General features: G+C 48.5%; 10 protein-coding genes. 1 reads left to right on the forward strand and 9 read right to left on the reverse strand.

Annotation, left to right across the window (positions count from 1 at the left end; genetic code table 11):
- The first annotated feature begins 34 nt into the window (after positions 1–34).
- Entirely contained in the window at positions 35–829 is a 795-nt protein-coding gene (locus tag AC1DLI_RS17700) for a helix-turn-helix domain-containing protein (protein ID WP_477604764.1), read from the forward strand.
- Positions 830–957: 128 nt separating this feature from the next.
- On the opposite strand, the gene AC1DLI_RS17705 is transcribed toward AC1DLI_RS17700, so the two are convergent.
- From AC1DLI_RS17705 to AC1DLI_RS17745, 9 genes are all read right to left on the reverse strand, one after another.
- Entirely contained in the window at positions 958–2,196 is a 1,239-nt protein-coding gene (locus AC1DLI_RS17705; protein WP_477604766.1) for an immunoglobulin-like domain-containing protein, read from the reverse strand.
- Entirely contained in the window at positions 2,183–3,895 is a 1,713-nt protein-coding gene (locus AC1DLI_RS17710; RefSeq protein ID WP_477604768.1) for a glycoside hydrolase, read from the reverse strand. The genes AC1DLI_RS17705 and AC1DLI_RS17710 overlap by 14 nt, the downstream gene beginning before the upstream one ends.
- Before the next feature lie 9 nt (positions 3,896–3,904).
- The gene (locus AC1DLI_RS17715) at positions 3,905–4,882 is read right to left on the reverse strand and encodes a carbohydrate ABC transporter permease (protein ID WP_374992087.1); all 978 of its coding nucleotides are present in this window, start codon (positions 4,880–4,882) and stop codon (positions 3,905–3,907) included.
- A 148-nt stretch (positions 4,883–5,030) separates the two neighbouring features.
- Positions 5,031–5,930 (reverse strand): carbohydrate ABC transporter permease, encoded by a 900-nt coding sequence (locus AC1DLI_RS17720; RefSeq protein WP_308995725.1) that lies wholly within the window; start codon positions 5,928–5,930, stop codon positions 5,031–5,033.
- A complete protein-coding gene (locus AC1DLI_RS17725; protein WP_477604771.1) occupies positions 5,927–8,509 on the reverse strand; it encodes a DUF5696 domain-containing protein in 2,583 nt (860 codons plus the stop codon). The genes AC1DLI_RS17720 and AC1DLI_RS17725 overlap by 4 nt, the downstream gene beginning before the upstream one ends.
- A gap of 16 nt (positions 8,510–8,525) precedes the next feature.
- Positions 8,526–9,149, reverse strand: a complete 624-nt coding sequence (locus tag AC1DLI_RS17730; RefSeq protein ID WP_477604773.1) for a Yip1 family protein — start codon at positions 9,147–9,149, stop codon at positions 8,526–8,528.
- Positions 9,127–10,575 carry a gluconolactonase gene (locus AC1DLI_RS17735; RefSeq protein ID WP_477604775.1) on the reverse strand — a complete coding sequence of 483 codons (1,449 nt, stop codon included), beginning with the start codon at positions 10,573–10,575 and terminating at the stop codon, positions 9,127–9,129. The genes AC1DLI_RS17730 and AC1DLI_RS17735 overlap by 23 nt, the downstream gene beginning before the upstream one ends.
- Before the next feature lie 20 nt (positions 10,576–10,595).
- Complete coding sequence (locus AC1DLI_RS17740; RefSeq protein ID WP_308995721.1) at positions 10,596–11,459, reverse strand: carbohydrate ABC transporter permease; 864 nt, start codon at positions 11,457–11,459, stop codon at positions 10,596–10,598.
- A gap of 5 nt (positions 11,460–11,464) precedes the next feature.
- Complete coding sequence (locus AC1DLI_RS17745; protein WP_477605075.1) at positions 11,465–12,400, reverse strand: carbohydrate ABC transporter permease; 936 nt, start codon at positions 12,398–12,400, stop codon at positions 11,465–11,467.
- Position 12,401 lies beyond the last annotated feature (1 nt).

Here is a 12,401-nt window from a genome sequence, read left to right on the forward strand (position 1 = left end):
GATTTATTGTCCAGAAAATAGCGGAGGGATAACAATGATTCAAATCAAGAGATGCGGCTACAATGTCACGCATGAAGAAGGGTTCATCGTCGACCGGCCGGAAGGTTCCGGCGACTACTTATTTCTGCTGTTCCGCAGCAAAATGGAAGTTGAATCGCAAGGGAAATTAATCGTCACGGAGCAAAACAGCTATATACTGTATGGCAAAAGCAGTAAGCAATATTATAGAGCCATCGAGCAGCCTATGATGCATGATTGGTTTCATTTCGATTCCGATGAAATAGACCTGCTTTGTCAGCAGCTTCAACTGCCGCTAGATACGGTCATGACGGCTTATGACCCTTTTTATGTTTCTAGAAAAGTAAGCGAGCTCCAAAGCGAGCATGTCCATAACGGCCCCTATAAGCGCGAGATTATGGACGCTACCGTACGTTGTCTGCTCATGAAATTAAGCGAAATGCGCAGCCGCATCGATTCCAACCATCACATTAGCAAGCATTATGATCAATTTATTAATCTTCGTAACGTGATCTACAATACGCCTTCGATTTCGTACTCGATCGATGAGCTGGCGGCAAGCATGAATATGAGCCGTTCGCATTTTCAACAGCTGTACAAGGAAATATTCGGCGTGTCCGTCATTAATGACGTCATTCACAATCGGCTCGAATATGCTCTGCATCAACTAGAAAATTCCGATCACGATGTTAAGACGATCGCAGAGCTTTGCGGATATGACAACGAGGTTCACTTTATGAGACAGTTCAAGAAGAGCGTACACTTGACGCCGACCCAGTATCGCCGCAAATATCGATCTCCCGCAACGTGATGCTTTTAACCGAAAAGTTTAGCCTTTTACCGATCCTAGAGCACATATCGGTAAAATGAAAAAGCCGCAAATATGCGGCTTACTAAGTGTATAATTTTTTTCATGCAAGACCCGTTTTCCTTGAACGGTCAAAGGTGGCTAAAGTATTTGGCGTAAATGGCATCGTACTCGGTTTTCGTTATCGGTATAACCGTTCCATGACGGGGGCTGCTGGGCAAATCGTAATCGGTAGAAAGCGTCCATACGCCTGAGTCCAGATCAGTCGTTTCGAGCGGCAAATAACCTCTGGAACCGAATTCGTCGACGAACAAATACCATTTTTCTTCCGTATTGGATTTAAAAACGGTTGGACCTTCGACGCCTTTAATACTCCCGACGCCTTCTTTAATCATTTGGCAGCCGGGATCGAATACGGAGCCCAATACATCCTGAAATACCATTTTTCCGTAAGGAGATAACGGCTGGTTGTCTCTTTCGTCTTTCGTAAACCTGTAGATCTTCCCCTTATGGGAGATCATAGTCGTATCGATAATGGAATACCCGAAATCCAAGTACACCTGCGGTTCGGTAAAGACATAGAAATCCCGGGTTTTGCTGTACATTATTTTTTGATAGGCATTGCCGGTATGACTTTCATCAGCGAACAGCTTGGAGGCCCAGAACACGATATACTCGCCCGTTGCTTCATCACAAAAAACTTCGGGAGCCCACGTGTTGCCTGCCTCTGGTGGCGAAACCTCGACCATTCTTGGTTCGGTCCAATTCAGAAGATCGCTCGATTCCCATACCATGATGGATCGGCTCCCCTGTCTTTGAGCCCGGTCCCAGTTCCAGTCTCCGTTGATTTTCAGATCAGTAGCAATCATATAGAACTTATCGCCTTCGGGTGATCGGATGAGAAAGGGATCCCTCACCCCTTTCTCGCCCATAGTGGACGTAAGTACCGGCCTCCCGCCATTCAGCTCTTTCCAGTGAAGCGGGTCGTTCCCTTCACTAAGCGCGAAATAGACTTGCTCTCCGTCCAGCGTCCCTTCTCCCGTAAAGTAAGAGAAGAGGTAACCCGCATAATCTTCCTTTGTAGGAGCCGCTTTGACGGTTGCCTCAAACACCTTCTCTGCAGTTACACCATTTCGGGTGATGGTTGCCGTTAGCTTCACCGATTGATTTCCACTGCCGAACTGGGGACGGGCCACTTCTCCGGACGCCGCAATGATTTCAGGGCTTCCGGATTGCCAAGTTATCGTCGTTCCGTTCTCCCCTTTGACAGGCAAAGTCAAGTGGCCCAGCACATTTTCGATATTGTATACCGTCAGCGCTTCTTGGTCTAGTTGAACCGCTTCTTCATCACTTCTGCTATTTCCTTGCATCGTTTGCCCCACTCCCCGTCAAGGTGACGACAGATTTCGCGGGAATGACCGCTTCAAAAGCTTGATCGTCCCGAACCGTAACGTCTTCACCCCGAGCAAGATCGCGGCCAGCTGACGTAATGTACGATTCCATAACCGTAATGGAACGGCTCTTGTCTATGCCTTTCAACGAAAGCTGAATACGCTTATCCTCTTCGCTGTCGTTAACAAACACAGCCGTAACCGTCTGTTCTCCTTCATGTACGTAAGCCGAGCCCAGCAGCTCGCTCTCAGCTCCCTCGTCCAGCCCCGTAAGCGCAATGCGCTCCGCGCCGGGACGTATAAATTTGCTGTAGTTGCCAAGAGCCCATAATATTTTGGATGTCAAAATATTTTGCTCGTCCCCCGCTTCGTTAAAGTCGGTATAAATCAGACCGTCCTTGTAATTGACCTTGGACACCGCCGTCCACCACTGCCAAGCGGCCGCATTCGCCTTCGTCAAATCAAAATGAATCGTTCTGGCCACATACAAAGCGGGATCAATGCCGAGGTCGCGGCCGGGACCGTAATCGCCAAGAATACAATATTCCGACATCCAATATTTAGCCTCAGCGTCGTATTTCTTCATATTGGCATCCAGCAATTCTCTCAGCTTGCCGAGCCGGTCGTCTCCCGGTTTGCTGTAATCGGACCAATAGGAATGCGAAGCAATTTTATTGCCGATCGCTTCCTTGAGTTCGGGGTCGCCAAGAAAATCCTTAATATACTCCCGGTATTTTCCTGCTCCCAGGCTATTGGCCCCGCTTGTATATTGCCCGCCGCCCGCAAACATTTGATAATATTCGTCATCCAGCAGCGAAGTAATTTCCACGCCGTCTACAGCGCTGATTTGCGCATCGAGGCTGCTTTTCTTTAACTGACGGTGCAATTCGAGAATGACGCGCTTCAGGTCTTCATTGTTATAACGGTTCCCTTCCTGCTGCGCACGGTTCCAATCCCAGGTCGGCTCGTTAATGGGACTGATATATTCAAACGTCAGACCTTCTTGTCTAAAGTGCTCCAATACATCGATTAAGTATGCCGCAAATTCATCCTCATAGCCCTCTTTCAAGTTGGTGGAGCCGACATCCGGGTCCGGTTGGGCGTGTCCGTTCTTCGTCATCCAGACTGGAGGGCTGTTCACGAATGCGATCAAAGAATCTACGCCGCGATCCTTGGCTGCCTGTAGAAACCACTGCTGACCCGACTGCTTGTTCCAATCGTAATCGCCGGTCTCCGACATCTTGAATGCTTCCGCCCGCCGCCATGGATCGGGAATAATCGTCTGGTCCGTTTCACTCGAGCCTGCACCGATATTGAAACGCCATGCCGACAGCCCGATCCCTTTCTCCCTCGAAAAAAGCAGGTCTGCAACTCGATTTTTATTTTCTTCCGTCCATTGCTTGCCTAGAGGATCCATAGACCATGCATCAGACGCACCAAAGTTATCAATCGTTTGATAGCGGACCGATTCATCTATCGTTACAAAAGCGTCCAAAGGTGCCGGCTGCTGCACGGGTTCCACTGTCTCTTTCACACTATTGGAGTTATTGGAGCTGTTGGGGCCGTTAGCGCTGTTGGAGCTGCTAGGGCTGTCGGAGCCTCCCGATGTGAATCCGAAATACAAGCCGAGAACTGAAGTAAAAGCAACAACTGTGATGACTATCAATTTTCTTTTCATCCGCCTCTCCTAACCTACTAATCCTGAGCGTTCAACGCTTTCTACAAAATGTCTTTGCACGAACAAATATAAAATAATAAGCGGAAGTATGGCCATCAGGACACTGGTATTCATCATCATGGACATAAAGAACGGATCCTGAACATAGGATGCTGTTGCCGCCTGTTCCCCTCCGCTAAGGAAAGTCGCGATTGCATACCCGGAAGAAGCCATCATCGAAGACATGACCTTCGGTTCATTCAAATACATGTTCGTAAAGAAGGAATCGTTCCATTGCCATACGAACGAGAACAGCATGACCGTCACCATCGAAGGGATTGCATTGGGCAAAATAACTCTTCTGAATGTTGAAAAATAGCCGGCGCCATCAACGTAAGCGGCTTCTTCAATTTCTCTTGGAATCCCTTTAAAAAACTGGCGAAAAATATAAACGTACAACCCGGTCTTCACGCCCATGCCGAGTACCGCAGAAATAATAAACGGCCAGTAGGTGTTGATCAGATTGGCTGGCTCGCCCTTAATTAGCTCAATCAATCCRAACAGATCAAAATTTTTAAAATGTAAATAGAGCGGAATCATAATCGTATTGGACGGCACTAAAATCGTAAAAATAACTGCCGCGAACAAAAGGCCGCTTCCCTTAAATCTCACTCTCGCAAAACCGTATCCGGCCAGCACGCAGGTTATCGTTTGGAGCAGCATAACCGCGGAAGAGAGAAATAACGTATTGAGCAGCACGCGCGGATAGTTCATCGCTTGGAACACGAGCTTGAAGTTATCGAGTGTTAACGCCCTCGGCACCCAAATGACCGCAGAATCGTATAAATCATCCATACTTTTGAACGCAATCGATAACTTCAACAAAATCGGGTAGACGATGACAAATGATATGCCGAAAATAAGCACGAATCGGACGATGACCCATAACCATTTTTTTGCAAACTCAACCCAATAGGCAGCGGATGCCATACGATGCATGCGATGCATCCGCTCTTCTTTCGTTGACCGTTGTTGTACTGCGGTTTCCGTCTTCATGTAATCTCCCCTTAAATGTTTGCAGAGCAATCATACATCGTAAGCATTCGCCTTCAATGTTTGCAGAGCAAACATACTTCGTAAGCATTAGCCTAAACCGCTAATCTTGGTAAAAGACCTTGCGCGACACAATCGACGTCGTGATCCACAGCACAAGCGCAATGACGGCGAAGTACATCCAGGCCATCGCGGCGCTGAGACCAAAATCGAAGCTTTTGAATGCCGTATCTACCACTAGCCGGCTTGTTTCATCGCTGATGAAGCTATCGATTATCGTGTAGACCAGATTTGTCAGTATCAACGGGCTGATCATTGGAAACGTAATTTTCCAAAAAGACTCATAGCCGGTCGAACCTTCGATCTTGGCAGCCTCGTATAAGGAGGGAGAAATCGACTGAAGCCCTGCAAGGAAAATTAAAATTTGGACGCCGGATTGACTGACGATCTCATAGATTCGGCTGACAGCCCCCGTCAAGTACTCGACAAAAGTAATATTTATCCCTGATTCGACGAGGATGACGGTGAGCTCCAAATTTTTCATAACGGACAAACCGCCGCCAGTTGTATCGTTCGCGCTTTGGACGACGGACTGCATCAAATCTCCGTTCTCGATACTAGCGATAATTCCCGATGCCAGAATAACCGGAAGGAAGAAGATAGCCCGGGCGAGCACTCGTCCTCTAAACTTCTGATTGAGAAGAACCGCAAAAAATAAACTGAAAATAATAATGAGCGGCGTGTTAACCCCAATATTCATCACGGATTCCGTCAATATCCTGACATACGACTCGTGCGACAGCAGCGCCTCCCGATAGTTCGACAATCCGATAAACTCCAGGCTGAAGCCATCATCCGTAACTTGCAGATTGCTTAAACTGTACCGGAACGAGGACAAGAGCGGAATCATAAACAGGAACAAGAAGCCTACAAACCAGGGAAGTATGAAATAAAGTCCGTAATATCTGTTTTTTTGTTCAAGCGAAAGCTTCTTGAACCTCATCGCTGCATTTCACCTCCAACCCAATAATCCTTTGCCCCCACTATAATTCCGTCCAAATTCGATTCTGTATCGTTATAATTGACGATAATCGTTTTGCCTTTTTCGAACGTCGTTTGATACACGCCGTCGGCCAGCATTCGATGATCGACAATTGTTTGGGACTGCACATCATGAAGTACATCGTTTAGCTCGCGATATCTTTGTGAAGCTTCCTCGATCCATAGCCGGTAATCGGCAGAATACAAGTGATCGAACTCTGTCATCTTGATCGCCGACGAATCAGCATTAAACCATGTATAATGCATAGCGGATCCCGTTTCGAGCGCCTTCAGGAAGTTGTACGTAGAATCCTGATCATCCGCCATGTTCCAGGCCGTTCCGGCGTAATTAATGTAACCGTGAAACACCGACTGAAAAAAAGGAACGGTTTCATCGGTAATGATAAAGTCACTGCTTGTCATTGGCGCATCTACGATATGCCGCGCATAGGCAGCCGCATAAGCGTTTCCGCCTTCCACCAATATTTCCTTGACGGAGCCGCTTATTTGTTGTAGCTGTCCACTCACGATCTCCTTCGCTTCTTCGCGATCGATGACATTGGAACGGTTAAAGTCGGAATTCAGCATGCTGCCAAGATCGCGCAGCGACACACCGCTCAGCTGCAGCTTCTCGTAATCGTCAATAAATCCGTTTACAATTTTGGGCAGCGAATTCGGACTAAGCACATAACCGGGCTCCTGTTCGTCTTCTTCTCTGAAGTCGGCAGCGCTGTACGGATAAATATGTGCCAGCTTGCCATTAATAAACCGGGAAGCCTGCGATTTTTTGAAACCGTCCGCATTCGGTGCTGCTTCAAGAAAGGTTGCGTCAGGGAACAGCGAGATGTGGTTGGCATCAGCATAAGCTTTCAGCTCGTTCAATCCTTTGCTTCCGCCAAGCTTCTTGTCAACGGAAATGGAATTCGCGAGGTCATGGATTATGCCGCCGTTGAACCAACCCGTATAACGCAGCTTGATATTACCGATTCCCAGATCCAGCATTTGACCCAATACGGATTCAGCCTGATCGAAGGTCGTAAGCGGCTCATAAGCGTTATAAGGAATGCCCAGGAAAAATTTCTTTTTCGGTATGCCGCCTATAAGCTCGGCATAGAACGGAACGCCTTCTTCATCCGTCAGCCTAGTTAGACCCGCTTGCTTGATCAAGTAATTGCGATATTCCGTGGCCATGCCGGAGTAGCTGGCATCCTCGGCGCCGAGAAATCCATATCGAACGCTAATATCGCCCTGAAAAGGCGCTGCTTGAAATTTCTTAACCGTGCTGGAGCGCCACCCGTTCGTCAGCGTAACCTCCTCCAAGTTACGGAGCTTAAAGCTAGGGGACACCGTGTTATAGACGTTAAGCCTGCCGCTTATGTCTGCCTCAACTGCTGCGACCGCATCTCCTTCTTCAATGATTCCGACGAATGCCCGGTCCTCGTATTTCATTCCGAATACAGGCAATCGCGCAGCTTCATCATTCTGAATTCGGATTTGCTGCCGAATGGCCGAATCAGTCCCGTATAATTCTTTACGGAACGGCGTGGCGTACGTTTTTTCATTGTTGAAGCGGATCAGTGAACCCGAACCGTCCGGAACGAGCGTATAGCCTTCATCCTCGAGTCCGCTCGCACCAAAAAATGGAAGCAGGGATAGCGTTTGAATTTTCATCGATTCCGGGTATACGACCCCGCCCGAATCAACCGTAACCTTCAACTGCTCTCCGTCAAGCCGATAATGGAGAGGGATCTTGACATTAAGATCGCCGGCAGCCGCTTCGCCAGACGCAGCGTTATCGATCGCTTTCTGCTCCTCGTCATATCCGATCTGTTCGAAAACTTCGGTTACCTTCTTTAATCCGACTCCCTTTAAAGAGGAGTCCCTTCTTTCATAACGCTTCTCTTGCTCGTTATGCTTAAAACGCTTCTCAACTTCTCTTTTGTCTCCCGAATCTTCGATCTTGTCCAGGATGAGAGTTTGAAATCTTTCCTCGCTTATATATTTAGGGATCGTGTCGATATCGCTTTTAACTTCCCCTAGCGTATAAACGATGTTCAAGCCGTCGCTTACCTTCTCAATGACATATTGGCCGCTCTGAACGCTGTGCGTATAATTGTCATACTTTACCGAATTTCCCGCAGTGTCCAAATAAGATATCTCGACCTGCACGTTCAGCTTTGCTTTGTTATAGCCTGTGGCGATCGGGTCTTGTTCACGATCTTGCGGATTGGAATACCAGATCGCCCCACTTCGCTTGTCCTGAACCGCGATTTCCGTCGTTGTATTGTTAACGTACAAAATCAAAAATTCATTCTCGGCCGCCTTATCCATACCTTCGGCTATACTCGCCGCCTTGCCGGAATCGCCGCTCGCAACCGTAGACTCGGCAGTCTGCTCGTCGACCGGCGCGGACGCGGACGCTGCCCCAGCCTCTGGACCTGCCACCGCCCCGGATGCAGGTTCCGCGAAATTGGTGCCTTGGGATATAAGCAAGCAGCCGATAATAACTGCTGTCATGATGATCGCAAGCCTCCGCTTCACCGCTTGGCCCCCTTTCTTATGCTCGCAATGAAAGTTCCTGATAGATCGTGTAAACAAAAGCAACGATTTGTTGAATCAGGCTGAAGAACAGCAGACCCAAAAAGATGATAACACCCATGACCACGACGGTTAACAGCATCGTCATGATCGTCTTCATAACCGTATATTGATGAACCGTCATCGTTCCAATAAACAGCAGCCAAACAAACCATAGCGCAGCCGCGGATTCCAGCAAATGATAGAATGAAGCCTCGCGCAGCGTAATGACATTGCTGAGCAATATATTGGGCAGATAGATTAGAATTAAAGGGAGCATCGCGTAGCCTGTGGCGATGACAATTTCTTTAAATTTCCCTTCCCCGTCCATCAGTGTAGTCAACGACCAGTTCGCGACGCACCAGAGCAGGAAAGGGAGGACAATGTATTTCAACTCGTCAATGCTGTTTAAATCCAGCGGGTAATTAAAGTTGACTACATAGCCGGCATACTGGCGTTTCAGTATCATCATTACCGTCACGCCAAACAAGATGGTAAGCGCGATTCTAAGCTTTCCTTTGTTCTCGTATTTCAGATCCCAAAAACCGTCAAAGGGATGAAATGCGACATGCAGTGTGTACTTAGCGTCCTTGAGAAACTGCATCCTGTTTCATGCCCTCCTTTCTTAGCCTCATGCCACGGCGCACGGCCATTATGACCACTATCAGCGCGATCACAATCGTCATGTAGGTCCCGAAATACTCGCGCATATATTCCCTACGGAATTTCGTTAACGCTTTGGAATAATATTCCCTGTCGTTGCCCAGCTTCAGATAAGTCATAGCTTGCTTATATTCGCCTCGACGCAGCATCGACTTGCCGATTCCGACATAGGCCATTTCGTAATTCGCATCCAGCTTGAGCACTTGTTCCCACAGCTTTGCCGCATCATCGTGCTTCCCTATGCTGTACAAACCGTTCGCTTCGTTAACCAGGCTCCCGAATTTAGTCGCGGCAAACTCGGTAATCATTCCAAGATCACTATCCAGAACAAAAATTCGATTGCCGAAGCTTTCAATCGCGATCGGAGTTTTGAACGTGCCGAGTTGATTGCCGTGCTGACCGATTACGTACAATAAATTGCCGTCCTCGTTATAAGTGAAAATCCGCCCCCGAGTCGAATCAAGCGTCCGGTACACGCCATTGCCGCTGACATCGATGTCGATGAAAGCCGATCGCTCTCTACTGAAATCGCCTATCGGACCCCATGCCCCGTTTACGCGAAGCACATCGATGCCGGACGGGTTCAGCCTTTTGACGGGAACTGAAGTTTGCTTGTCAGCCGTAGTCGTAAAGATAAATCCGTCTGCATCTACGTCCACATTGTTAAATTCAATTGGGACAAATCGGATCATTTTTTCCCGCTGTTCTTTTGTCGATACCGTTTTCCAGAACAAATCAACCGGATCGAATTGCACAGGATTCGTACCTATAAAACCGGTAAAGTCGCCCTCGCTGTCGAATTCGATAATGCCGTCAAAGACGCCTCTGGCGACAACATAGATTCGGCCGGCTTTATCGACAATGACCTTGCGCGGGAAATATTCGAAATTGTCGCTAAGCACCTCCGACTTCGGAGCGCCGATTTCTCTGATGAACGCTCCGCTCCCGTCCAGTACGACGACGCGCCTATTTTCGGTATCCGCCACATAAATATGACCTGCCCCGCTGACGTAGATGCCTTCCGGTTTATTGAAGCTATCCTGCTTGCCGTTATTGTCGAAGCCTTGAATTTGGCGGATCGCCTTCCACTCGCTGTTAAGCACCACAATCCGCCCGTTACCGGAATCCAGAACGTACAGATTGCCGTCAGACGCCGCGAACATATCGCTCGGCGTCACCATTGGTCCAATGCCTATTTCCTGACCCGTTATCGTCCTGGAAGGGAGATAAGCGATCGGCGATTGAACGGCATTTCCCCAATATGAATAGGTATATCCCTCGTACGGCGATGCGTGAGCCGGCTTAGGACTTAGGCTGGCGATAATCATCACAGCCGCCAGGATCAGAATCGATCGCTTTATTATCAAACCTATACGCCTCCATCGCTTTAGTCCTTCATGCCGGACGAAGCCATCGTTTGAATCACATTGCTTTGAGACAAAACAAAAGTTACGATCGGCACCGTCATCATAATAACCGCAACTGCGGCTCCCACCCCTGCGCGGGCTATACCGCCCTGAACGATTTGCCCCATGGCGTAATGCATCGTCTTAAGCTGCTCGCTGTAGATAAAGCTTCCTCCATCCGTTCCCCACAGCATTTGCATCATCAGGATGAGCAGCGTCAACCAGGCAGGCTTGACGAGCGGCATGACGACCTGCCAGAAAATGCGGTATTCGCTAGCGCCGTCAATCTTCGCGGCTTCCAGCAGCGCGTCCGGTATTTGCTCCATGAATTGCTTCATCAAATACAGGCCGAGCGGAAAAGCGAACGCCGGAACGATTACAGCCTGATACGAATCAATCCATCCCAAGACAGACATGATCATATAGTTCGGTATAGCCGTCACATGCGGAGAAAACATTAGCGAAAGGACAATGACCGTGAACAATACTTTATGACCGCGAAATTTGTGCTTGGCCAGCGGGTAAGCCGCCGCCGAAGCTAATAGAATATGACCTGCGGTTCCTGCCGCCGTAATAAAAAACGTATTGAAAATATATCTAGAAAATGGCACCCAGGAGTTTTTCATAACTTGAAACAAATCCGCGAAGTTTTCGAACGTCGCATTCCTCACGAACAGCGTAGGCGGGAATATGAACAGCTCATCCAGCGGTTTAAACGCATTATTAATGACATAAATCAACGGTACTGCCATAAAGGCACCGAACACGCCCAGCAAAAGAAGCAGCATGATATCCACCTGCCAAGAGCGGTTCACTTTTTTATTGAGACGTATGGCCAGCTTCATCTCGCCTATTCCCCCACCCTCTTCAGCAACTTTTGAACGACCAGATTCGTGCCCAGCATCAGAATAAACAGCACGGTTGCAATGGCCGACGCATAACCCATTTCGAACCGAATCGTGCCGTAATCCACTAAGTGCGTAACGACCGTATGAGCTCCGTACTGCACGCTCGGAAAGCCCGCTAGAGCCATTGCGACGTCCGCTACCGCAAGGGAGGACGTGATCTGGATGACGGCGCCGAACATTAGTTGAGGCCGCATCGAAGGAAGGGTTATAAACCAAAGCTCCTGCCAGCGGTTTTTGACTCCGTCCACCGCTCCCGCCTCGTACAGCGTGCGGTCAACCGTCTGCAAGCCGGCAATGAAAGCTAGAAAGCTGGTGCCCAGACTCAGCCACAATTGAACGACAATGATGATCGTGAGCATGTATTTCGGATTTTGCAGCCATAGGATCGGCTCGTAAATGATCCCGATCTTCATCAGGAATCCGTTCATGATACCGTACGAATCACCGGAAAAAATAAATTGCCATATAAAGAAAACGTTGCCCGATATCGACGGCGCGAAAAACACGAGCGTCATGAATGCCCTGACCTTCGGATTAAGCTCATTGATGAGCCACGCAAAGACGAAACAGGCGATATAGCTGACTGGTCCGGTAATAACGGCAAAGATCATCGTATTTTTAAGCCCGATCAGGAATACGTCATCGTTCCACAACAGCTTGGAATAGTTCTCCCAGCCAATCCAGCGCGGAGCCTCCAACATATTGAAATGCGTAAAACTGAAGAAAATGGATATGACGACCGGGAGTACGGTAAATAACAGGAACAACAACACATATGGAGCCAGCAGGACGTATAAATGCCGATCCCGCTTCACGTCCTTGACGAACAACTCCCATTTCCCTTGCAAGCCGGCAGAGCGGCCCTTCGGCTGTATCATA

Source organism: Paenibacillus sp. 01T443 (assembly GCF_056398325.1).

Excerpts from the sequence above, each read along its gene's own strand:
- AC1DLI_RS17710 (WP_477604768.1), bottom strand. The coding sequence starts at position 3,895 with ATGAAAAGAAAATTGATAGTCATCACAGTTGTTGCTTTTACTTCAGTT.
- AC1DLI_RS17700 (WP_477604764.1), top strand. The coding sequence starts at position 35 with ATGATTCAAATCAAGAGATGCGGCTACAATGTCACGCATGAAGAAGGG.
- AC1DLI_RS17705 (WP_477604766.1), bottom strand. The coding sequence starts at position 2,196 with ATGCAAGGAAATAGCAGAAGTGATGAAGAAGCGGTTCAACTAGACCAA.
- AC1DLI_RS17720 (WP_308995725.1), bottom strand. The coding sequence starts at position 5,930 with ATGAGGTTCAAGAAGCTTTCGCTTGAACAAAAAAACAGATATTACGGA.
- AC1DLI_RS17730 (WP_477604773.1), bottom strand. The coding sequence starts at position 9,149 with ATGCAGTTTCTCAAGGACGCTAAGTACACACTGCATGTCGCATTTCAT.
- AC1DLI_RS17740 (WP_308995721.1), bottom strand. The coding sequence starts at position 11,459 with ATGAAGCTGGCCATACGTCTCAATAAAAAAGTGAACCGCTCTTGGCAG.
- AC1DLI_RS17745 (WP_477605075.1), bottom strand. The coding sequence starts at position 12,400 with ATGATACAGCCGAAGGGCCGCTCTGCCGGCTTGCAAGGGAAATGGGAG.